This is a genomic window from Shewanella gelidimarina (genome assembly GCF_023283945.1).
GTDB classification, from domain to species: Bacteria; Pseudomonadota; Gammaproteobacteria; order Enterobacterales; family Shewanellaceae; genus Shewanella; species Shewanella gelidimarina.
Genome location: NZ_JAKIKW010000002.1, coordinates 171,178 through 193,358 on the forward strand (window position 1 = coordinate 171,178; position 22,181 = coordinate 193,358).

Genomic DNA, 22,181 nt, shown 5'->3' on the forward strand with positions numbered 1-22,181 from the left:
ACGTTTGTATTTGACTAAAGGGCGTAAAACTTGCCGCCCAGTATTGCTGCTCGACTGGCTCCCGTGACCGCGGGTAAATTGCCCGGTAGCCCCAAATGGAAGCGCATTGCGAGCCACGCAAAGGCAATACCTTCAACCCATTGTGGGTTGATACCAAGCTCTGCGGTGGTGACTATTTTGTAATTAGGCAGTAACTTTTGCAGACGACACATCAGTTCGGTGTTGTAAGCTCCGCCGCCACAAACGTACATCTCAGCCTCATTTGCCAGTGCTAATGCGTCATTGGCAATGCTGTAACAGGTTAAGTCCAGTAGGGTTGACTGAATATCCGCTGCGGATAAATAATTAAACTCGGCCAGTTGTTGCTCTAGCCACGCTTGGTTAAACAGTTCTCGACCGGTGCTTTTTGGTGCCGCTAAAGCAAAATAAGGGTGCGATAGCAAATGCTGAAGCATTTTCTCATCGGTTGTTCCTGCTTTAGCCCATGCTCCCTCTTTGTCATAGGGGAGATCTTGCTGATGCTGGATCCATGCATCAATTAATGTATTGCCTGGACCCGTATCAAAACCCGTCACTGCGTCGGTGTTACCCGGCAGGTAAGTAATGTTGGCGATGCCACCAATATTGAGAATGATGCGCTTGTGGTTTGGCATTGCAAATACGTGCTGATGAAAGGCGGGTACCAATGGAGCGCCTTGGCCACCGAGCGCAATATCTTTACGCCTAAAGTCGGCGATAACATCAATGCCCGTTTCGGCGGCAATGGTATTGGGATCGCCAATTTGTAATGTGAAGCCCATCTCCAAATTCGGCATATGGCGGACGGTTTGGCCATGGCTGCCGATGGCAATAACGGCAAGTTTATCAACCCCTGCTTTCTCAAGTAAGTTATTGACGGCTGTAGCAAATAGCTTACCCACAGCGCGGTCTAGGTGACCTAAACGGTTTATCTCGTCGTTTCCAGGCAAACATAACTTCTGTAAGTTGTTTAACAGCGGCGCAGGAATAGCTTCAGAATGATATTCAACCAAAGTAGGTGTGTCAGCGGTAAATTTAACCAGCACGGCATCGACACCATCCATACTGGTGCCTGACATGAGGCCAATGTAATAGCTTTTGTTCATAGTATTGAACTCTTCTGTTGGCGTTGATTAAGCATAAGAAACACTAGGGGCTGTAGATCTTTCACGGTTGTTTTTGCCGCCGTTTATTGGCTATTTTGACAAGGCGGAGGCTATGTCGTTTAGTCATTCTCCACAAATAGCCTACAACACCGTGAAAATAGCCAAGAAGCGCGGCCCTTCGGGTTCGTTTCAATGCTTTTAGTCTTTTATGACTAGAATGCGTTACGCGCTTTCGCTTAGATTGCTAAATCATCGCTCAAGCCCTGTACTAAAATCATTATTCTTTACGGGAAAGAGTCGAACAAAAACTAAGCTCGAAAGATCAACAGCCCCTAATGCGATGCTATCTGTACCTGCTTATTACGTTCAAGCTCGGTCATCAACGTTTTACTGACGATGGCAAATTGATTTCTTTCTTTCTTGGCGATAGCTTCTGACTTAGGTAGCTTCACCGTGCGCGGGTTGCGATGAACCCCATTAACAATAAATTCATAATGTAAATGAGCGCCAGTGACACGGCCTGTTGAGCCCAGTGTACCGATAATTTGCCCTTGCTTAACCGAAGCGCCAGTTTTTACTTTACGCTTCTTAAGGTGCAAGTACTTAGTGGTGTACGTATCGTTGTGCTTAATAAAAACGTAATTACCATTATATTGATTATAGCTCGACTTTATCACTCGGCCCTTACCTGCGGCCTTAATCGGTGTTCCCACCGCAGCGACATAATCGACACCTCGGTGCGCTTTCACTCGACCTGTGACGGGGTGTAAACGGCGCGGATTAAAGCTTGAACTGACATATTTAAAGTCAACCGGGGAGCGCAAGAACGCTTTACGCATACTGCGGCCTTCTGCAGAATAGTAGCTACCGTCTTTATACCTAACCGCGGTATAACTGTCACCTTGATTGGTAAATTCTGCGGCGAGAATATTGCCGTTGCGTAAGAACTCTCCATCGGCATACTCCTCTTCAAAAAGAATCGCGAAGTGATCGTTTTTTCTTAGATCTAATGCAAAATCAATATCCCAACCAAAGATGGTTGCGAGCTGCATGATTTGGTTGGGGGTTAAGCCTGCCACAACACCCGCATTCCAGAAATTACTCTCGATGGTGGCGTTGGCAAATTTATTGCGGGTTTCTACCGTCTTTGTGGTGATGCTTTCTTTATAGTCGTTACCGACACGGTTAACGACTAACGTTGATATTTTGTCGATATGATAGCGAAGTTGTACCAGCTTGCCGTCATCATTTTTGGCAATCACTAATTCGTCACCGGGCATGATCTTAAGCAGGTTCTTCTTTGCTTTTGGCAGTTGGGTGACATCATAAACATCTTTTGCCGTCAGGCCTGCTCGGCTAAATAGCGCTGCTAGTGTGTCACCACTTTTAACTTGGAAGTATTTCTCGTTGAGTAATGGCGCAACGTCGACTTGCTCTGCCATGGGGTTAGCGGTTTCAGCTTGTCTGTGTATCGATGGCTGCACTAATGGCTGTTTTCGAGTCTCGGCATGTTTTAAACTATTTTCTAAGTTATGTGCTTCAGATCCAGCAGGCGGCGTGGGGGCACGAAAAGCCAGCGGCACTTCATAGCGAGTATTTACGCCGTATTCACCGTTTGATGAGACTGTTTGCTTAGATGCTTGAACATCTTCAGATGGCATTAAGACAATAATTACTGTGACAAAAACTAAGATACATAAGAGTACTTGATGTAATTTTGGCAGTAATTTAAATAAAGTTATGACCTTTCCCATTGACCCTGGTACCAAATTCGCGCTTTCTTAGTGATCCCCTTAGTGTACACACTTTCATTTGTGCTGGCTAACAAGTAACATTAGTCCCCAGATTTTATGATTAGGCTCCCAGGAGTAACCGCCGACATGGCTGATTTAGAGCAAGCATTAGCAGAAATTAAACGTGGTACCGACGAAATTTTACTTGAAGCGGATCTGCTGGAGAAATTAAAGGAAGGTCGTCCGCTGAGAATCAAATTAGGCGCCGATCCAACCGCACCCGATATTCACCTGGGTCATACGGTGATTTTGAACAAAATGCGTACCTTCCAAGAACTCGGTCATGAAGTGATTTTCTTGATTGGTGACTTCACCGGTATGGTTGGCGATCCCAGTGGCAAAAACAGTACTCGTCCTCCGTTAACACGTGAGCAAGTAATGGCTAATGCCGAAACTTATAAGCAACAGGTTTATAAGATTTTAGACCCAGCCAAAACCCGTATTGAGTTTAACTCTAGCTGGTTGGAGCCATTAGGCGCTGCAGGTATGATCCGTCTAGCGTCGCAACAAACCGTTGCCCGTATGATGGAACGTGATGACTTTAAAAAGCGTTACGGTTCTGGTCAGTCAATCGCTATTCATGAGTTCATGTACCCGCTGCTGCAGGGTTACGATTCAGTTGCTCTTGAGGCTGATGTTGAATTGGGCGGAACAGATCAAAAGTTCAACCTATTGATGGGACGTGAACTGCAAAAGTCAGCGGGACAAAAACCACAGACGGTTATCATGATGCCACTGCTTGAAGGGCTTGATGGCGTTAAGAAGATGTCTAAGTCGGCGCATAACTACATTGGTGTTAGTGAGCCTGCTGGAGAGATGTTCGGTAAAATCATGTCTATCTCTGATGAGTTGATGTGGCGTTACTTTGAACTACTGTCGTTCCGTCCGCTAACGGAAGTTGAGCAGTTTAAGACTGACGTTGAAGCCGGCGCTAATCCGCGTGATATTAAGATTGCTTTGGCGAAAGAGATCATTGCTCGCTTCCATGACGAAGCTGCTGCTGATGCTGCGCACCAAGAGTTTATCAATCGCTTCCAAAAAGGCGCGATTCCTGAAGATATTGAAGAGTTAGAGATTGCTGCTGGTGAAGGGATAGCGATTGCTAACTTACTCAAAGAAGCGGGTCTTGTTAATTCAACGTCTGATGCGATGCGTATGATAAAGCAAGGCGCAGCAAAGATAGACGGTAACAAGATTGAAGATACCCGTATGCAGCTAACGGCTGGCACGACAGGGGTATTCCAAGTGGGTAAGCGTAAGTTCGCTAAAATCACCTTGGTATAAAGCACTTTGTTTTTTAAAGCGGAGCTTTATTGTGCTTGGCGAATTCATTTGCTGAGCGCGTTATACCTGTTGCTATACCGATACTAAACTAGCGGTTTAGTATTTTAACAGCGGTCTGTGCCAAAGTGCAGGCCGTTTTTACACTGCCAAGTGAGTTTGGCATCATCTAATACCCACAAGCCTTTCTGTTTTTCCATAGACAAAATCAACAGCATTTTTGGATGCTTATCATTTTGTTGACTGACGTTATATGTGACCACCTTTCCCTGAAAATTCTTAACCCTGGCTAACGAAAAGTTATCTCCGGAGTATTGTGCTGAAATAGACTCAGGCGCCTGAGCCCATTGCTCTGAATCGATTTGGGCTTGGTTAAGCTGTTGGTTAAAATGCTTAACGGGCTGCACAGCATAAGATACGACAATGGGTTGCTCATAGGCAGAAGCTGCGCCACAAAAGAGGACTGATAAAGCAAAAATGGTACGACGGATATTCATAACGACCTAACAGCAAAAATGTCTCTATTGTTTTGACAGGCTAAATCGAAAAAGTTTCCTTAAAAAACACTAAAATGCGATCTAACGCCCAATCAGTTTTAGCGGATATGCCGTTAAGCCCTGTGAGCGGCGAGTTCGAGCTCAGGTTCGTTAATGTTTATTGTGTTGATAATTGATCTGACATGGTTTGATAATCCATGAGATCTTGATGCTCTTTAATTCGGTTGTTGGTCATGTCGAGACTTAAGGTGGTTACGCCCGGAATGGCGATATCAATAATGCGTCCTGGCTTACCAAACTGCTCACCAGGCCCTTTGTAACGATAGTTCCCTATCAGTACCACCAGCGAGCCAGAGTTAAACATATGCTCAACATTGAAACTGTATTCAAGTACGCCACGATGGGCGCGTTTTAAGAACTGTAATATATGGCGTTTTCCAGTATATTTACGGTTCGCGGTTCTGTCATTAAAGACGCTATCACGACTATAAAATGAGGTCAGTTTGGCATAGTCTTGGCTGGTAAAGGCTTGGATATACTTGACTGCTAACTGTTGCTCTTTAGGCATGTCGCCGTTGTTAGCCAAGCAAGGTAGGCTGAAAAAAACCAGTATCAAACTGAACAAGTGTAATTTCATTATGGTTGCGTCTTTAAGTCAAATGCAGGTAAGGACAGATGCCATCGTATTGCGGCTAATCTAATGATCAAGGCGGTCGTCATCGCAAATAGCAACGCAAACATATCGTGCGCTCCCAAATGTAGACTAACGGTATAACAGATCCCACCGATTATTGATGCGGTCGCATAAATCTCGGTTCGCAATACCATAGGGACTTGTTGGCAAAGAAGGTCGCGAATAATCCCGCCCCCGACACCCGTTATTAGCCCCATGACCACGGCTATCATGCCACCGAGTTCTAGGCTTAAGGCTTTCTCTGCACCAATAATGGTAAAGAGTACCAGCCCGAACGCATCCGCTACCGGGAAAATATACCGAGGGACTCTTTTAGGTTTACGGACAAAAATAAAGGTGAGAAGCACAGTCGCTAATATGACAATAATATAGTTGGGATCTTGGATCCAAAAAGCAGGTGTAGTGCCTAATATGGCATCGCGGATACTCCCGCCACCAATCGCGGTAACGGATGCGAGCACAATAACACCAAACGGATCCATCTTATGCCGACCAGCCGCTAATGCGCCGGATAGCGCAAAAACCGAGGTACCACATAAATCAAAGAAATAGATCCAATCAATCATTTATCCAGCTCTTTTAGATGGATGTTTAATGCATCAACAGAGATACGGATCTCGATGACGGAAAGCAGTAGTGAATAAAGCAGTAATAACAAGCTGCAGCCAAAAATGAGAGAGCCAATTTTGTTAAAACCAATATAGATAAAAATCATGCACAATACGCACAATGCAAAACTCAACACTCCGGATTCCTGCATTCTCTTAATGAGGGTTATTCGCCGACGTAAGTTTTTGAGCTGGCTATCGTGAATAGGTTGGCCATTGGAACTCAAGTTACGAATAAGTGCAGCTAACGCAAAAAAACGGTTGGTATAGGCGAGTAGCAGCAAAGAAATTGCAGGGAATAGCAATGCTGGCGTGGTGAGTGAAACATGAATGTTATCTAACAAACTGATAAGCCTTTAATGAAGATATTGACCAGAACAATAATAATACCTACGTCAATAATTTATACAAGATGATGATATTATTCTGGGTGAATTAGCGTCTATTTAAGTCATTATAACTCACCAAAGTAACCGCAATGCTTAACCTTGCCATATTCTCAGTGTTCCCCAGATCACGGGCAGCAAAATAATCGACACCGTCCATAAACCAAATGCAATAGAATTCAGTTTGAGGGCGCGTTGAATATCTTCGTCTGTTGGCAATGGCCCATATTTCAATTTTGGCATGCTGACCTTAGTTTCTGCATTTTTACCCGCAGGGAATTTGGCCGGGCCTCCTAGCTCAATATTTAACGCACTGGCGATAACAGCATGAGTTTGATACTCAATAATCGGAGTCGCATTAATGCTAGGGTTGAACAGCGTCGCTAAGCTTCTTGGCCCCCCTTGAATCGCAAGGGTAAAGCTCCAGAGTTTGGCAGGGATAAATTGAATGATGGCACTGAGTGCATACACTGGCATACCAAAATAGCGATATTGAGGATTATAAACCGGCCAAGCATTATCCAGTTGTTTTATCATTCTCGCCACAAGCAGTAGTGGTACACCGCCAATACAGTAAAACAGCACAGTGGCTGCAATCCCATAAGTGGGGGTGGTGGCAAGACGCTCTATGGTTATTTTACTAAGCCCCACGCTCGATAGAGATTGGGTGCTGCGATTGAGCCAAGGCAATAGCAATGTACGGGCTCGGGCTTTATTCTCACGCCGAATCGACATGGAAACTTCATTGGCAATATATCTGAAGTGATCATCTTGCAAGCAAACATAAATAATCAAGGCTTCAAAAAACCATGGGAATTCGGCCAGTTCAGCAAAAAAGCTAATGATGAACCAAAAAGGTAGGATCAACAGCAGTGTTGCTAGCATGCCAGCAATAAACTGCTGTGATGCGGCTCGGTGAGTATGGTTTACTTTAAGGCTTAAGCTTTTGGCGAGATTAGTTAACCATACTAGTGGCTGTAACTGTCGCGGTAAGGGCGCCATTCTTGCGATAAGAATCGACATTAACAGCACTATAGCACCGATATAAAGTTGACTATCTTGCGAGAAGAATTTTGTAAACTCCGGAACCATAGTGTCTGTTATATCCTTAAAGAAATCGGCTAACGCGTTAGCTAGTTAATTGCTTAAGCAGTGCGATGACCATTAATGCTGAATGATGGCCCGCTTTAACAATATACTCGTCAAAATCCACTGGTGAATCATTATTCGCGTTATCTGATAGCGAACGGATAACCACAAATGGCACGCCAAACTGGTGACACACTTGTGCAATTGCGGCACCTTCCATTTCACATGCTGCCATAGTTGGGAAGTTTTCCAACATGGTTTTTGTGCGGACGGGATCGCAAATAAAGCTATCACCTGTACAGATAAGGCCTTCAATGGCTTTGACTTCGCCAAGGCTTGCGACTGCTTTTTGGGCTGCAGCGACTAGCGCGGCATCAGGAATAAACGCTGCTGGTTGCTGCGCCATTTGGCCAATTTCATAACCAAAAGCGGTAACATCAACATCGTGATGACGTACTTCTGATGAAATTACGATATCACCAATGGCTAAGTCGTTAGTGAAACCGCCCGCTGAACCAGTGTTAATTATCGCGTCAGGTGCATACTTTTCGATAAGCAGTGTCGTGGCAATACTTGCTGTCACTTTCCCAATACCAGAACGAGTAACAATCACCTCTTTGCCTGCTAACTGACCTGCGATAAACTCGATACCCGCAATAGTGGTAGAAGTCGAGTTTTGCATTGATTCAATGAGATGCGCAACTTCTGGCTCCATAGCGCCAATAATACCGATTTTCATGAAATGACCTTTTAACTGCCTGAATGAATATGGGCGCTAATATACCATGCCAGTTCGCTTTAGTGAAAAAGCCATATGGGTAAGATGAGAGATAGTGCAAAGTGTCGCTTTGCACATGTCTGCATACGAGTTTGTTGAGGGTTATTGGAACGGGCAAAGGTTTAGATAAACTCAAATTTATCTGATTGAGATTAAAACTGCGGTTTTGCGGCCGATAAAGTCGTGGCGCCTCGCCTACACCTAAGATTGATATAATCAAACTTCGTTCGATAAAGGTCGTGAGCTTCCAGCTCACACTCGGCCAAGAAGGGATCAACAGCAATCCCCTCTTGGATCACCCTTGCCGCCCCGACGAAGTTGTCTTCCTCGTACTTATTCGAAATAGCTTAACGCTTCCGATGGGACATCCTGTCCCGCGAAAGCTATGCCCACATCCGTGTGGGCATTACAGCTATTTCTTCAACGTACTTCGGCAACTCCGATGGGGAATAGGTGGTATTCGTTAGTTCTGAGTTTGTTACTGGTTCTAGTGTCTTTAAATTGAAAACTCTAATGCCGAATGATTGTGCTTTTCTAACCCAGTGTAGATGCGGCTGAGGCCGTCGAAAACAAGGATGTTTTCGTTGAGCCCACAAGGAAGTGCTTGCGGCGAGTCTCAGTTGCGTCTGCACATATGCTTGCCGCAGGCAATTGGAACCACTTTAGCCTGAAGGTAATTCACTATTGACCAAATACTGGTTGGCTATACAGGTATAACTGATTTGCTCAAAATTTAGATAATTCTAGCGCTAAAGATTGTGCAAAATGAGCTTTCTAGGTTTTAACAATTATTAAAAATCATATAGCACTCTACTGCAAAATGTTAAAAGTGATACATAGACCTTTTTAATCAAGCCAGCTCTCTTTTTTTTGCAATAATTAGAGCTTTATCTGGCAGGAGTGTGGGATTATTTTATTTACAACAAAGACTTAGTGGTGATAGGTTTGCAGTACTAATTGAGCTGTGAAGATCGTTATCGAGCTGCTATTGAAAAAGACGTTATGTATACAGGAGTTTAGCCTTGATTGAAGCGTATACAAAAGAATATTGGCTAAATGAATTGAAAGAATCAGCACAATTCTTAGAGAGCCTATATCGTACAACTGTATGGGACATCGAACTTGAATTTAAAACAGAGAAAGCAGTATTTCTTGGTTGTTACGCAATTCGTAAACTTAAAGAAAGTAAATTATTAAGTACGGAGATTTCTGGTTTTAACACTAGCTTAATTTCGCACCCCATAAGATCTGAATATACCTGTACTACTGATGTAAAGTGGTCTAAACAATATAGCTTTGGGCAAAGTGAGATCCATGAACTAGCTTTGGAAAAGTATGTAATCAATTTATCCATAGCAAAATCTACTCGCCTTTTGTTCCCGTAGGTCAAGGTTGCATGGGATTATTCTTTGCTTCAGACAAAGAGTACAAAAAACGAGTTTACTATGTTCAACTTATAAAAATCGTTAGTATTTTTTTAAGTGTTGTACACAATAAAAAAGTCAATTTAGAGTTAGAGGTAAATGGTACCGAGGTTAGCGCCAGAAACCTTACATTACACACTTAAAAGGACTATATCGCCAATGACTCAAATGCAGCTCCAAGTTGGACAACTAGATAGCGATCAAGTAGTGGCTCTTTTACAGGAGCATCATCAAGATATGTTATCGCACTCTCCCGTTGAGAGTGTTCATGCCCTCGATATTAGCGGACTGGATACTGACAATGTCACTTTTTGGAGTGTCTGGCAGGGTGAGCAACTTGCAGGGGTTGGTGCGCTTAAAGAGCTTGATAAGCAGCATGGCGAGATAAAATCGATGCGTACATCTACCGCATTTTTAAGGCAAGGTGTGGCGCAACAAATATTAGCGCATGTTATTGCCCAGGCGAGTCTTCGTGGCTATACCCGCTTAAGTCTTGAAAGGGGGTCTATGGCAGCTTTTAAGCCTGCACAAAAGTTATATTCACAGTTTGGTTTTGAGCAGTGTGCTCCCTTTGCCGATTACAAAGAAGACCCTTACAGTCTGTTCATGTCCAAAATATTGTAGTGCTTTATTCACTGGAAAGAATTATGCAGCTACCGGAAAGTGGAACATGGGGCCAACATCAAAATCAAGCGGATCAACGCGGTGTCACGCAAGCGCTAAGTTAAGCAGGTGACTTTGATGCACAACAACTTTACGCTTATATGTTGGCCAATATTATCGGTACTGGAAGTTCGCAGGCTTAATCTAACTCTTTGGCACTTCGTCCGCTTGAATTTGCCCGACCAATAGTACCGGTGCTGCATCGAGTTCATCAGCATTCATCATTGAGGCAATACGCTCTACTGACGATAGCAGTTGGCTTTGTTCCCACTGTTCAAGGTTTTGATAGCGAGTAATAAAGTGTTCTTGCAGTGGTTTTGGCGAGCGACTTAATAGTGTTTTTCCGGACTCACTTAATGATAAGTGAACTTTACGCTTATCGGTTTCGCTGCGGGTTCTAATGACTAACTCACGGCTTTCTAATCTATCAACTATTGTGGTCACCGTGGCAGGGCTTAGAGACACTTCTTTTGCTATCTCTTTTGCCAGTGGCGCCTCGAGTTGTTCAATATTTTGCATCACCATTAGCTGCGGTCCAGTAAGACCTGACTGCTTATTTAATTGGCGTGAATGTATATCAATCGCACGGATCACTTGGCGCAGTGAAATCAATAACTGTTCATATTTTTCCATAATCTTTCCTACTGATACCCAACTGCATAGCCAATATAGCTAAAATTTATAAAAATGCGGAATAACGACGGAGCGTTATACCGCATTTTTATTCAATGGTGCAAGGTTATATCGAGTCTTAGGCTAGATTAAAACGCGAAGGTTCTTGCGACAGATAGTACAGCACGTGTATCGGCGGTATCGATGTTCATGCTGGTGTCTTCTACGGCTAGGTTAAAGTCGAAACCTTTCCAGCTTGTCATGTATTCAGCACGGTAGTGGTTATAAGCCTCATCACCATCCCATGCCCACTTGTTTTCATCCGTAGAAGTAGTGCGATCGAAGCTAACACGAATGTCATGACCTTCCGCTACAGTAAATGTGTGCGCAGCCATCATTACGTAGCTACCGACATCAACACCAAAGTAATCCCATGTATACCAGAAGTTTAATTCTGACTGACCCAATGAAGAGCCATAACCGAACTTAGTATAAACCTCTGGATACTGGTACTCGTCTGAGAAAGAGTCACCGTGGTAAGTATAGTAAGCAATACCTGCATCAAGAGATACGCTTTCACTTAGCTGATAGAACATACCGCCGTAAAAATCTAGCTCTAACCATGTGTCATCGCCTGAGCCGTAATCAACGTTTGATGCCCAAGTTCCTACATACCAACCCGCATCAGCAGCGTAATCAAGACTTGCTTGTAAAGCAGGGCCATTATCTGTTTGGCTTACACCGTTAAAGGTGTAATCAGATGTTGCATTAATTGTTGAACTAACGCCTGCAAATGCGGTTGTTGGCAAGGCTAATAGGCCTACTAGTGCAAGATTTTTAATTGTAGTTTTCATCATTTCCCTTTTTTATTTTTAGTTAGCTAATTCAATTTTGCTAAAATCAATTTTGTTTTCTGTTGGTGAATGTTCAATCGCGGCAACTTTCTTATATTTAGTTGTCATGATATAGCCGAAGCACGTCAATATCAGACCAATAGCTAAGGCGCCAACCCACTGGATTTCTAAGAAATTCAGTTGGAATAACAAGGTGAGGCTACTCATTAGAACAACATTACCTATGATGTATTTGGTCTTGCCAAAGCGCTCAACGGTTAGGTTAAGGTTGTCGGTGTAAAGGCGGATCAAGGAGTCGAGTGAGTTCACTACAAAAGTGATGCCCACAAAGACCATGGCGAGGTTATAGAAACCTGTGGTGGCAATCTCATTGGCGCTGTAGTAATACAACACGGTAAACCACACTGCGATTGGCAGTGACGGGAATACCATCATCGCGATCAATACTTGGTAAGTTCGCATACCGCCAACAAAGCGTGAGGTGAACTGGCCAATCATGATGCTCCAAGCGAACCACCAGAAAAGATAAAATTCATGGTAATCATTCAGTGGCAGTACAAAGTGATGAATATTGCCAAAGTAGTCGCCAATCAATGCGAAGGTAGTAACAAACTCACCTATTCCGCTGCCGTCCGACATGAAAGCACCTGCCCACATTAGTGCGATCAAACCTAGAAATAACCAAGTACTGGCTAAGCTAAGAATACGTACATAACGAATACTGGTACTTGAGTACACGGCGACCGCAATAATCACAAATACGATGAGGTAGAAGCTACTGACAATGGTTTCGCCGTCGCCCATTTCCGGTAGATACCAAGGTAAGTTGGTTAATAACAGGTATGCGGTAAAAGCACAGGTACCAATAATCACAATGTTGTTAATAAACTTGATCACAGGGATCTCAAAGTACTTCACTCTTGGTTCTATCACGCAAAAATAGAAACAAGTTAAAAAGTAAAATGCCCAGATTAGAAATGCCCAGAAGCCAAACTCAATGGCCAATGGATTGGTAAAGCCATATTCTGGACTGGCACCTAAATCAGCGTAACCGGCAAATTCGGTCAGTGGGAACATGATCAGTCCCACATCTAAGCCAGAGGTAAACAAAATCGCGATGAAGGTAAAGGTACGCACTGGTGTAACACCAACACATTTCACATTACCCCAGCGATAAATGACAAAGGCGATGGCGGCAAAAGTAAATAATATCCCGATAGTAAGCCAAGTAGTCATTATTGGGCTCCCAACTTATTGTTAAGATAAAACATAGGTTTAAATCCTTTTCTTATTTTATATTTGCCAATTTGCAACAAATTTAGGCTGCAAAAATCCCTCAAGCCTTAACTGTCGCTTTAACGAAAGTTAAGGTTTGATAAATTAAACGTGGCGATTAAGACCATTTAGCCCTACTTGGCTTAGGCTGGTCAGTTGCCTTATACCCAACTATCTGAAGATGCGGCATATAGATTGCCGCATCTTCAGGTCGTTGGTGACATCATTTGATTTGCCCGTTGCACAAACAGGCAAATCAAACGCGCTATCTTGTTGGCGCTTTATTCCGCTGTTGCTGTTGCCAGTCATTAGCGGTAATAACAGCTGCACGACTTGGTGCAAGCGGTGCTTTACCCAAAATTAGATCGGCTGCGCGTTCAGCTAACATAATGGTGGGTGAGTTTAAGTTGCCGTTTGGAATGGTTGGAAATATTGAAGAATCAACCACTCTAAGGCTTTGTAGTCCGTGCACTCTCGTTTGCGAGTCTACGACTGCCATCGGATCTTCGCCCATTTTGCATGAGCATGATGGATGGTAGGCACTTTCAACGGAGCTTCTTACAAAGCTGTCTATCTGTTCATCTGTTTCTACTGCGGTGCCTGGCTGGATCTCTTCGCCGCGATATTCATCTAACGCAGGTTGATTGATGATCTCGCGAGTGAGGCGTACACAAGCGCGGAACCCTTCAATATCATCTTGATGTGATAGATAGTTAAACTGGATGCTTGGCGCGACATGAGCATCGCTTGATACGACTTTAACGCTACCGCGACTCTTAGGTTTATTATGGCCAATATGCACTTGGAAACCATGACCCGCAAAGGCTTCTTTACCGTCATAACGCATTGCTGCTGGCAAGAAGTGATACTGAAGATCTGGCCATTCAAGTCCCGCTTTTGAGCGAATAAAGCCACAAGACTCAAAGTGATTGGTCGCGCCAAGGCCTGACTTGTTTAAGATCCAGCGCGTACCAATAAACAGCTTGTTTAATGGATCAATTTTGCCGTTTAGCGATATTGGTTTAAGACACTTAAATTGAAAATAGAATTCAAGATGGTCTTGCAAGTTTTCACCGACACCTGGGAGCTCGTGTACTTGCTCGATGCCCGCTTTAGCAAGCGTACTTGCGGCGCCAACACCAGACAGTTGCAGAATATGCGGTGAGCCAATCGAACCGGCTGATAACACCACTTCTTTATTGGCTTTAACTTCAAGATGTTTGCCTTTGCGCTCAAAATGCACACCGACCGCTTTTTTAGCTTCACCTGTTTTGCTCTCAAACAACACTTTGTGTACCAGTGCATGAGTGATAACAGTGAGGTTGCTACGCTTCATTGCAGGTCTTAGATAAGCATTAGATGTTGACCAACGCACGCCATTCTTAATGGTCATGTGCATCGGGCCAAAGCCCTCTTGCTGTGCGCCGTTGTAGTCTGCGGTGGCTAAATATCCAGCATCTACACCAGCATCCACAAATGCTTGGTATAGCGGGTTTTTCATATTGTTGCCGTTATTAACCGCTAATGGGCCATCAACGCCGCGATAGTCATCTTCGCCAAAAGACCAGCTTTCCGCTTTTTTGAAGTAGGGCAGGCAATGGGCGTAATCCCAATCTTTAGCACCTGTTTGCTGCCATTCATCGAAATCACGTGCATGACCGCGCACATAAACCATGCCGTTGATTGATGAAGAACCGCCCAACACTTTACCGCGTGGGCAATGCATACGGCGATTATCAAGATGTGGCTCAGCTTCCGTTTCAAACTGCCACGCATATTTAGCGGTATTCATCGGGATAGACAGCGCCGTTGGCATCTGGATAAAGATGCTCTTATCGCTGCCACCGGTTTCAAGCAACAACACCTTGTTACTGGCGTCGGCCGATAAACGGTTGGCTAGCACGCAGCCTGCACTGCCAGCACCAACGATAATATAGTCGTATGTTTCGTTCATAGTTTGAGTCATATCAGCGCCTTAAAATGGACTTTCAAGAGGCTGCATACCAACGTATACGGCTTTGATTTGGGTATAAGCTTTCAGTGTTTCACTGCCATTTTCACGGCCGACACCTGACATCTTATAACCGCCAACAGGCATTTCTGCAGGGGATGCACCATAAGCATTGATCCAGCAAATACCGGCCTGCATTTGATGAATGACACGATGAGCGCGGGTAATGTCTTGGGTAAATACGCCAGCGGCTAAGCCTAAGCGAGTGCCATTTGCGCGGCGAATCACTTCATCTTCATCGGTAAAAGGCAGCACTGACATCACTGGGCCAAAGATCTCTTCTTTACTCAATGTCATTTCATCGGTGCACTGACCAAAAATAGTCGGAGCAACAAAGTAACCGTTAGGGCTGTTCTCAGGCGTTAATGCGTGACCGCCAGCGAGTAGTTCTGCACCTTCACTCTTACCAATTTCAATATAGCCAAGCACTTTTTCTTGATGGGCTTTTGAGATAAGCGCGCCAAAGTTGGTCTCAGGATCCATTGGGTCGCCACAAATAATGTTGTCTTTGGTACGTTGCAACAGTTTTTCGATAAAGCGAGGGTAGATATCTTGCTGTACAAATACTCGAGTGCCGTTAGTGCAGATTTCACCTTGAGTGTAAAAGTTACCTAGCATGGCAGCAGAAGCCGCATTGTCGATGTCTGCGTCATTGAAGATAATCAGCGGTGATTTGCCACCGAGCTCCATGGTGACCTGTTTAAGTGAGCTTGCCGCTGCAGCCATCACTTTTTTACCGGTACCGACTTCACCCGTGAATGAGACTTTAGCAATCTGGTCATTATTCGTTAGCCAAGCACCGACACGGCCATCGCCCTGAACGACGTTAAATACGCCATCGGGTAAGCCCGCTTCAGTCAATATTTCGGCAAGTTTCAGTGCGCCACGTGGGGTTTCTTCTGATGGCTTAAAGATCATCACATTGCCGCAAGCTAACGCTGGCGCCGCTTTCCAGCAAGCTATCTGTAGTGGGTAGTTCCATGCGCCAATACCGGCGCAAATGCCGAGAGGCTCGCGGCGAGTGTAATAGAAATCATCACCAACCGTTTGTTGATTACCTTCGATACTGGGTGCCAGTCCGGCAAAAAACTCAATAGAGTCTGCCCCAGTGACAACATCAACAACAGAGGCTTCTTGCCAAGGCTTACCTGTATCTTGTACCTCAATAGCAGCAAGCTCGTCATTTCGTTCTCGAAGCAGGGCAACTGCTTTTAACAAAATGCGACTGCGCTCTATCGCGGTCATCTTTGACCAAGTGTTAAAACCGGCTTGTGCGCTTTTAATGGCAGCTTGTTGGATCTTCTCATCGGCGACTTCAACTAAGTAGCTCACTTCTCCATTGGCTGGATTAATGACTTCAAAGGTCTCGCCCGTTTCATTGGAGAGCGCCTGCCCGTGGACGTAATTTGGGTAAACAACTAATGACATCGATTTGCTCCGTACTGCATGATAACGGCCTCGATAAAGGCTTTACATAAAATTTGGGCCTGTTCGAACTCTTTCTCTGGTGAGTGACTCATTGCACTACGTAACCAAAAGCCATCAATCATTGCTGCGGTTTGTTTGGCTGCAGTGATTGCCTCATCCTTGGGGAGTAGTTTTTTGAAAGAGAACAAAAGGTTGCTGTATAAACGTTGGCTGTTGATATGTTGCAATCTGGCAAGCCCTTTCTCGTGCATGGCTTGTGACCAAAAGCTCAACCAGGTTTTTGTTACCGGTCGTGAGCGTTGTAGTTCGGTAAAGTTGGTTTCTACAATTGCCTGCAGTCTTTCAAGCGGCGACAGTTGATTACCTGCTGTTCGACTCAATAATGCTTGTTTAAGCTGATCGAGTAGATATTTTTGCGTCGCTTCTATTAAACCTTGTTTACCGCCGAAGTAATGACTAATAAGCCCTGATGATAACCCTGCCAAGCCACTGATGGTATTGATGGTGGTATGGTGCAAACCATGATGCTCAACAGAGACCAATGTGGCGTCTATGAGCTGTTGCTGTCGAACAGTTTTCATTGGTGGGCGCGGCATAAAAAACAAGATCCTGAAGACGATTATTGTGAGTCATTTTGTTAGTTCAATTGTTAATTGAACGTTCAATTAATAACAACTCTAATGGTTAGAGCTGTAACTATCAACCTTTATTAAAGTTTGAGACTTGCATCACAGATTTGTTTTGACGAATTATGCTTGAAAGTTTTCTACTGCAAGTGTTTGTTTAATAACGAACAAAATGAGTGGCCGATAAATATCCAAAAGGTATAAATTTGCTGTAAATAAAGTTTGTACAAAAATTAGTTTTAACCGTAATCTTTAATTTTAAGTTCAGGGAACTGAAGTTAGCGAAGTGATCTGTTTTACTTAATATCCGTACGCTATAAATCTTGCGGCACTTTTGCAGTGAACTCAATGTGGTATCAATACTTTGAATATAAGGGGCATTGTTTTCACTTTGGCTAGGTAAGTGTTATACGCCTTTAAATGACAGAACTTGACCATATAGAGGTTGTGAACCTTGCTTAAACGAACTGAGTTGTTCTCTTTTGGGTACAAGTTCGAGGATCTATCACACTCATTGCTCGACTCTCCTCGTATATTAGGGGCTGTAGATCTTTCACGGTTGTTTTTGCCGCAGTTTATTGGCTATTTTGACAAGGCGGAGGCTATGTCGTTTAGTTACTCTCCACAAATAGCCTACAACACCGTAAAAATAGCCAAGAAGCGCGGCCCTTAGGGTTCGTTTCAATAATTTTAGTCTTTTATGACTAGAATGCGTTACGAGCTTTTCGCTTAGATTGCTAAATCATCGCTCAAGCCTTGTACTCAAATCATTATTCTTTACGGGAAAGAGTCGAACAAAAACTAAGCTCGAAAGATCAACAGCCCCTAGCTATCTTGAGTTAATTTTAGCTTACTCGTTATTGGCATTCGCTTTGCTCGACTCGTTACCAAGGGTTTTGCGGGACTAAGCCTAACTGACAAGTTAAGCTGCTAAACTTTCCACTCATTCATTGTCTACTTCCCATTCACCCAGCGCTGGGCGCTAAGGAATGAAACCGTAGACATAGATACACCACATAACAGGATGATAGATTCAATGGTAAAAAAAATCATATTAGACACAGATCCGGGCATTGATGATGTAATGGCGATCCTGTTCGCAGAAGCACACCCTGAGATTGAGCTGAAAGCAATAACCACTATTTACGGTAATGTGACGATAGCAGGAGCGACTCATAATTCACTTTATCTGAAGCAGAAATACGGATTTAAGGCCGATGTTGCTGAAGGTGCTGGTAAGCCTTTGGTTAGGCCTCCCGTTGGCCCTACCGTTGCCGTACATGGCGAGAGTGGTTTCGGCGATGTTCAAGTGCCAGCCGAAGTCGAAGGTAAGGCAGACTCACGCCCTGCATACCAATACATTATTGATGCGGTAACGGCAGAGCCCAATGAGATCACTATTGTGGCTATTGGCCCGTTAACTAACTTGGCCTTAGCGCTGCAAGCTGAGCCGAACATTGTCAATTTGGTCAAAGAAGTGGTCATTATGGGCGGTGCATTCGGAGTGAACGATCATCGTGGTAATGTGACCCCTTATGCTGAAGCGAATATTCACGACGACCCCCACGCCGCCGATATCGTCTTTGGTGCTTCTTGGCCTGTAGTGATTATTGGACTGGATGTGACTGAGCAAAGCTTTTTCACTGCAGATTATCTGGATAAGCTTCGTGATGATGCTGGTGAAGTAGGGCAGTTTATCTGGGATGTTAGCCGTTTCTACCTTAAATTTTATAAAGAGAAAGTCGGTTTAGATGCTTGCCATGTGCATGACCCATCAGCAATTGCTTATGTGATAAAACCCGAACTGTTTACCCTAAGAGAAGGGCCAGTACGCGTGATCACCGATGGACCCGCTGAAGGCATGACAGTACAAAAGTTTGATGGTCGAATTTACATGCATGACGAATGGGAAACTCAACCTCCTCAGCGTGTGGGTGTTGCGGTTAATGATGTTGAACTGCTTGAGATTTACCGTCAGAGTATTATCGATTACGGCCACAAAAAAGGCTGATGACCTAAATCAAATTGGACGCTTGAAAGAGTGTTTGAAATAAAAAAAGCGTAGTGCTAAGCACTACGCTTTTTTATTGGGGCCAAGCTATCCGTCGATGCACTGAGGCATTTGCTTGCTTATGGTGACCTTGGGCGTTACAGCCGCGCTGCAACCAAACTAGCATCTGGCATATTGGCAGCACCTTCACGTTCAACAGCCAAGGATGCGTACGCGTTGGCGTATTTCGCAGCATTGAACAGAGTTTCGCCTTTTACCATTTGAGCAACCAGAGCGCCGTTAAAGGCATCTCCAGCACCTGTGGTATCAGTGACAACACATTTAATGGCTGCCACCTCTTTGAAGTGCTCGTTTTCATACACAAGAACACCTTGAGAGCCACGGGTGATCACCACGGTATTGACCCCCATCTGATTGATTTTTTCTGCCGCCAGTTTCGCGCTGCTGAGATCGGTAACTTCAATCCCGGTCATCAAGGACGCCTCGGTCTCATTGGGGGTGATCACATCGACAAACTCTAACAGCGTTGGTGTGTCTTCATGGTATGGCGCCGGGTTGAGTACCACTCTAACGCCATGGGTATGGGCTATCTTCATGGATTGTCTTATGGCGTCGATATTATTTTCGAGTTGAGTCAAAAACAGATTAGCGCCGACGATATGCTGTTCAGCCTGTAAGATCTCTGCTGAGGTGATTTCAGTGTTAGCACCGGAATGCACTGCAATCATATTTTCGCCGCTTGTTTCACAGACATAAATAAGCGCATTTCCCGTTGGAGAGGTATCCGATTCGACGATGATGGTTTTATCGATCCCCGTTGTAGCGAGATGCTCTTTGGCAAAATGGCTAAATTGATCTTTGCCTATTTTGGTCATGAAAGTGACATTAGCCCCCGCTTTAGCCGCTGCATAGGCTTGATTCGCTCCCTTGCCGCCAGCACCGATATTGTTGCTTAGCGCATGCAGGGTTTCACCCGGTTGTGGAAAACGCTCCAACGTGGCGACGATGTCGACATTAAAGGAACCGAGTATAAAAATATTATTTTTCATGTTGTTGACCCTATTTTCCATGAGGTTCTGAGTCATAAGACCTGATAACGTTTTGCTGGCGGTTAACTGAGACAGTAATCTATCCAGGCAATATTTATCGGCATCGAAATTAACAGAAATTTGAACACCACCATGCGTCCTTATCACTTGCTGTTCATTTTCGAGTTGCACCAGATCACAACGAATGGTCTTTGGCGTCACCTGAAGCAACTTGGCTAATTGTGCATTTGATAAGGTTTTATGTTCACTGAGCAGTTTTAAGATAACAGTCAGTCTTTCATTTCGGCTTAGTTTGTTCATAGGGTCGAATATACGCGCAGAGTATTGTTGAGGTTGTGATTAAGATAAAAGCTTAGCATGGTAAACGCACCAATTGGTTTGTTTTTTAGGGGGGGGCCCTGAATCCCTTTGGTGTAGTTTGCATATTTGCTACTCAGCCAGTTATTTAAACTATTAGAGATGCGGCCTTGCGGCCGAGAATGTCGTGGCGCTTCGCCCACACCCGAGCTTTACAGCGATAGCAATCAAACTTCGTTTGATAAAGGTCGCGAGCTTCCAGCTCACACTCGGCCAAAAGGGGATCAACAGCAATCCCCTCTTGCCTAATTCTTACAAAAGAAGTCCCGTGCCGCCCCGACGAAGTTGTCTTCCTTATGCTTATGGATAAATCGCTAACGCTTCCGATGGGGCATCTGATGTAAATGGACTTACGAATGTCGTGGTGGCATGGATGCCAAGGAACGACCTGCCCCGCGAAAGCTAGCCAGACATCCATGTCTGGACTTACGCGACTCTGGTTTATAAAGAGTTTCCAACGCATTGCGGCAACTTCGATGGGGAATTGGTGTTTTCTATTCGTTATATGGAGTGGTTACTTTGGTGCTCTTAATTGAAAGCACAAGAGTCGGGGTCTTGAGCTTTCCAACCCAGTGTAGATGCGGCTGAGGCCTTCGGTTTCAGGGATGAAACCGCAGAGCGGCCATGGATGGCGAAAAGCGTGCCTCAGTAGCGTCTGCACATGCGCTGACCGCAGGTCATTGGAACCACTAAAGATACGGCCTTACGGCCGAGGTGAGTCGTGGCGCTTCGCCCACACCCGAGCCAAGGGGGAAAGCGCTTGTCCCCCTTGGCAATCCCTCAGCGCCCCGGCGAAATTGTCTGAAAAGCGAAAATTTCCAACGGGGGAGATGGTGTTATTCGTTGCCTAAGAAACTTTGGAGTTAGATTTCTGTTTTTAAATTGAAAATACAGAAGCTGGAGTGTTGTGCTTTTCCAACCCAGTGTAGATACGGCTGAGGCCTTCGGTTTCAGGGATGAAACCACAGAGCGGCCATGGATGGCGAAAAGCGTGCCTCAGTAGACGCCTGCCGCAGGCAATTGGAACCACTAAAGATACGGCCTTACGGCCGAGGTGAGTCGTGGCGCTTCGCCCACACCAGAGCCAAGGGGTAAAGCGCTTGCGCCCGCTCTTGATTTCATAAGAGTCAATCCCTCAGCGCCCCGGCGAAATTGTCTGAAAAGCGAAAATTTCCAACGGGGGAGATTGGTATCTGTGAGTAAAGATTATTCTGGTTGGTAATATCGTTTAATTTAAGGTTTCTGTCTTTAAATTGAAAACTCAAATAGCGAAGTATTACGCTTTTCATAACCCCTTTCTGTTATTAAGAGTTGTAGCGAACCTCAGTAGCGTCTGCACATGCGGTCGTTCATTCACATCCATGTGATCACGACATTGGCACATCCTTGTGCAGCACCACCGCAGGTCATTGGAACCGCCTTTGTCTGAAGGTAACTCACTTCTGCCCGAAGCTAGTTAGAAACGAGCTCAAATGGCATAGACGCAAGCCGCATTGGATTAAGTAAGAAAGGGTGGTTGGATATACAGTATTATTGGTTTATTTGTGGAAACAGAGCACTTTCTTAGATTCAATTCACGCTTTACTATTGTGCAGTGTTAGTAACTTGTATAAATTCAGTA

General features: G+C 44.5%; 20 protein-coding genes. 5 read left to right on the forward strand and 15 right to left on the reverse strand.

Translation table 11 applies throughout. From position 1 onward, the window contains the following. Window positions 1-14 precede the first annotated feature (14 nt). Window positions 15-1,124 (reverse strand): anhydro-N-acetylmuramic acid kinase, encoded by a 1,110-nt coding sequence (locus L2729_RS02630; protein WP_248986852.1) that lies wholly within the window; start codon window positions 1,122-1,124, stop codon window positions 15-17. A gap of 332 nt (window positions 1,125-1,456) precedes the next feature. Next, window positions 1,457-2,878 (reverse strand): peptidoglycan DD-metalloendopeptidase family protein, encoded by a 1,422-nt coding sequence (locus L2729_RS02635; protein WP_248986853.1) that lies wholly within the window; start codon window positions 2,876-2,878, stop codon window positions 1,457-1,459. A gap of 126 nt (window positions 2,879-3,004) precedes the next feature. Between L2729_RS02635 and tyrS the strand changes: the two genes are divergently transcribed. Further along, complete coding sequence (gene tyrS / locus L2729_RS02640; RefSeq protein WP_248986854.1) at window positions 3,005-4,201, forward strand: tyrosine--tRNA ligase; 1,197 nt, start codon at window positions 3,005-3,007, stop codon at window positions 4,199-4,201. A gap of 104 nt (window positions 4,202-4,305) precedes the next feature. On the opposite strand, the gene L2729_RS02645 is transcribed toward tyrS, so the two are convergent. The 6 genes from L2729_RS02645 to L2729_RS02670 all read right to left on the reverse strand — a co-directional run bounded on the left by L2729_RS02645 (window position 4,306) and on the right by L2729_RS02670 (window position 8,211). After that, window positions 4,306-4,695, reverse strand: coding sequence for a hypothetical protein (locus L2729_RS02645; RefSeq protein ID WP_248986855.1), 390 nt, complete (start codon window positions 4,693-4,695; stop codon window positions 4,306-4,308). 157 nt (window positions 4,696-4,852) lie between these two features. Then, the gene (locus tag L2729_RS02650; protein ID WP_248986856.1) at window positions 4,853-5,332 is read right to left on the reverse strand and encodes a nuclear transport factor 2 family protein; all 480 of its coding nucleotides are present in this window, start codon (window positions 5,330-5,332) and stop codon (window positions 4,853-4,855) included. Then, entirely contained in the window at window positions 5,332-5,955 is a 624-nt protein-coding gene (locus L2729_RS02655; RefSeq protein WP_248986857.1) for a trimeric intracellular cation channel family protein, read from the reverse strand. The genes L2729_RS02650 and L2729_RS02655 overlap by 1 nt, the downstream gene beginning before the upstream one ends. Then, window positions 5,952-6,329 carry a DUF2721 domain-containing protein gene (locus L2729_RS02660; protein WP_248986999.1) on the reverse strand — a complete coding sequence of 126 codons (378 nt, stop codon included), beginning with the start codon at window positions 6,327-6,329 and terminating at the stop codon, window positions 5,952-5,954. The genes L2729_RS02655 and L2729_RS02660 overlap by 4 nt, the downstream gene beginning before the upstream one ends. A gap of 150 nt (window positions 6,330-6,479) precedes the next feature. Next, the gene (locus L2729_RS02665; protein WP_248986858.1) at window positions 6,480-7,406 is read right to left on the reverse strand and encodes a cobalamin biosynthesis protein CobD/CbiB; all 927 of its coding nucleotides are present in this window, start codon (window positions 7,404-7,406) and stop codon (window positions 6,480-6,482) included. Window positions 7,407-7,512: 106 nt separating this feature from the next. Next, window positions 7,513-8,211 carry a 5'-methylthioadenosine/adenosylhomocysteine nucleosidase gene (locus L2729_RS02670; RefSeq protein ID WP_248986859.1) on the reverse strand — a complete coding sequence of 233 codons (699 nt, stop codon included), beginning with the start codon at window positions 8,209-8,211 and terminating at the stop codon, window positions 7,513-7,515. Window positions 8,212-9,272: 1,061 nt separating this feature from the next. Between L2729_RS02670 and L2729_RS02675 the strand changes: the two genes are divergently transcribed. Both L2729_RS02675 and L2729_RS02680 read left to right on the forward strand, forming a co-directional pair. Continuing rightward, window positions 9,273-9,635: a hypothetical protein gene (locus tag L2729_RS02675; protein ID WP_248986860.1), complete on the forward strand. Its 363-nt coding sequence runs from the start codon at window positions 9,273-9,275 to the stop codon at window positions 9,633-9,635. A 207-nt stretch (window positions 9,636-9,842) separates the two neighbouring features. Further along, on the forward strand, window positions 9,843-10,298 hold the full coding sequence (locus tag L2729_RS02680; RefSeq protein WP_248987000.1) for a GNAT family N-acetyltransferase: 456 nt from the start codon (window positions 9,843-9,845) through the stop codon (window positions 10,296-10,298). A gap of 183 nt (window positions 10,299-10,481) precedes the next feature. Here L2729_RS02680 and L2729_RS02685 read toward each other — a convergent pair whose 3' ends face one another. From L2729_RS02685 to betI, 6 genes are all read right to left on the reverse strand, one after another. Beyond that, a complete protein-coding gene (locus L2729_RS02685) occupies window positions 10,482-10,970 on the reverse strand; it encodes a MarR family winged helix-turn-helix transcriptional regulator (protein WP_101090514.1) in 489 nt (162 codons plus the stop codon). Between the two features lie 128 nt (window positions 10,971-11,098). Beyond that, window positions 11,099-11,803, reverse strand: coding sequence for a TorF family putative porin (locus L2729_RS02690; protein WP_101090513.1), 705 nt, complete (start codon window positions 11,801-11,803; stop codon window positions 11,099-11,101). Window positions 11,804-11,821: 18 nt separating this feature from the next. Then, window positions 11,822-13,039, reverse strand: coding sequence for a BCCT family transporter (locus L2729_RS02695; protein ID WP_248986861.1), 1,218 nt, complete (start codon window positions 13,037-13,039; stop codon window positions 11,822-11,824). 304 nt (window positions 13,040-13,343) lie between these two features. After that, window positions 13,344-15,044 carry a choline dehydrogenase gene (gene betA / locus L2729_RS02700; protein ID WP_248986862.1) on the reverse strand — a complete coding sequence of 567 codons (1,701 nt, stop codon included), beginning with the start codon at window positions 15,042-15,044 and terminating at the stop codon, window positions 13,344-13,346. Window positions 15,045-15,053: 9 nt separating this feature from the next. Continuing rightward, window positions 15,054-16,517, reverse strand: coding sequence for a betaine-aldehyde dehydrogenase (gene betB, locus L2729_RS02705; protein ID WP_248986863.1), 1,464 nt, complete (start codon window positions 16,515-16,517; stop codon window positions 15,054-15,056). Continuing rightward, window positions 16,508-17,113 carry a transcriptional regulator BetI gene (gene betI, locus L2729_RS02710; RefSeq protein WP_248986864.1) on the reverse strand — a complete coding sequence of 202 codons (606 nt, stop codon included), beginning with the start codon at window positions 17,111-17,113 and terminating at the stop codon, window positions 16,508-16,510. The genes betB and betI overlap by 10 nt, the downstream gene beginning before the upstream one ends. A 484-nt stretch (window positions 17,114-17,597) precedes the next feature. Between betI and L2729_RS02715 the strand changes: the two genes are divergently transcribed. Together L2729_RS02715 and L2729_RS02720 are read left to right on the forward strand one after the other, a co-directional pair. Next, on the forward strand, window positions 17,598-17,816 hold the full coding sequence (locus L2729_RS02715) for a hypothetical protein (protein WP_248986865.1): 219 nt from the start codon (window positions 17,598-17,600) through the stop codon (window positions 17,814-17,816). A gap of 363 nt (window positions 17,817-18,179) precedes the next feature. Next, entirely contained in the window at window positions 18,180-19,154 is a 975-nt protein-coding gene (locus tag L2729_RS02720) for a nucleoside hydrolase (protein WP_248986866.1), read from the forward strand. 137 nt (window positions 19,155-19,291) lie between these two features. On the opposite strand, the gene L2729_RS02725 is transcribed toward L2729_RS02720, so the two are convergent. Then, window positions 19,292-20,503 carry a PfkB family carbohydrate kinase gene (locus L2729_RS02725; RefSeq protein WP_248986867.1) on the reverse strand — a complete coding sequence of 404 codons (1,212 nt, stop codon included), beginning with the start codon at window positions 20,501-20,503 and terminating at the stop codon, window positions 19,292-19,294. Window positions 20,504-22,181 lie beyond the last annotated feature (1,678 nt).

Coding starts and splice junctions, on each gene's coding strand:
- L2729_RS02635 (WP_248986853.1), bottom strand. CDS start 2,878: ATGGGAAAGGTCATAACTTTATTTAAATTACTGCCAAAATTACATCAA.
- L2729_RS02685 (WP_101090514.1), bottom strand. CDS start 10,970: ATGGAAAAATATGAACAGTTATTGATTTCACTGCGCCAAGTGATCCGT.
- L2729_RS02655 (WP_248986857.1), bottom strand. CDS start 5,955: ATGATTGATTGGATCTATTTCTTTGATTTATGTGGTACCTCGGTTTTT.
- L2729_RS02725 (WP_248986867.1), bottom strand. CDS start 20,503: ATGAACAAACTAAGCCGAAATGAAAGACTGACTGTTATCTTAAAACTG.
- L2729_RS02650 (WP_248986856.1), bottom strand. CDS start 5,332: ATGAAATTACACTTGTTCAGTTTGATACTGGTTTTTTTCAGCCTACCT.
- L2729_RS02720 (WP_248986866.1), top strand. CDS start 18,180: ATGGTAAAAAAAATCATATTAGACACAGATCCGGGCATTGATGATGTA.
- L2729_RS02695 (WP_248986861.1), bottom strand. CDS start 13,039: ATGACTACTTGGCTTACTATCGGGATATTATTTACTTTTGCCGCCATC.
- betB (WP_248986863.1), bottom strand. CDS start 16,517: ATGTCATTAGTTGTTTACCCAAATTACGTCCACGGGCAGGCGCTCTCC.
- L2729_RS02630 (WP_248986852.1), bottom strand. CDS start 1,124: ATGAACAAAAGCTATTACATTGGCCTCATGTCAGGCACCAGTATGGAT.
- betI (WP_248986864.1), bottom strand. CDS start 17,113: ATGCCGCGCCCACCAATGAAAACTGTTCGACAGCAACAGCTCATAGAC.
- tyrS (WP_248986854.1), top strand. CDS start 3,005: ATGGCTGATTTAGAGCAAGCATTAGCAGAAATTAAACGTGGTACCGAC.
- L2729_RS02690 (WP_101090513.1), bottom strand. CDS start 11,803: ATGAAAACTACAATTAAAAATCTTGCACTAGTAGGCCTATTAGCCTTG.
- betA (WP_248986862.1), bottom strand. CDS start 15,044: ATGACTCAAACTATGAACGAAACATACGACTATATTATCGTTGGTGCT.
- L2729_RS02645 (WP_248986855.1), bottom strand. CDS start 4,695: ATGAATATCCGTCGTACCATTTTTGCTTTATCAGTCCTCTTTTGTGGC.
- L2729_RS02680 (WP_248987000.1), top strand. CDS start 9,843: ATGCAGCTCCAAGTTGGACAACTAGATAGCGATCAAGTAGTGGCTCTT.
- L2729_RS02670 (WP_248986859.1), bottom strand. CDS start 8,211: ATGAAAATCGGTATTATTGGCGCTATGGAGCCAGAAGTTGCGCATCTC.
- L2729_RS02665 (WP_248986858.1), bottom strand. CDS start 7,406: ATGTCGATTCTTATCGCAAGAATGGCGCCCTTACCGCGACAGTTACAG.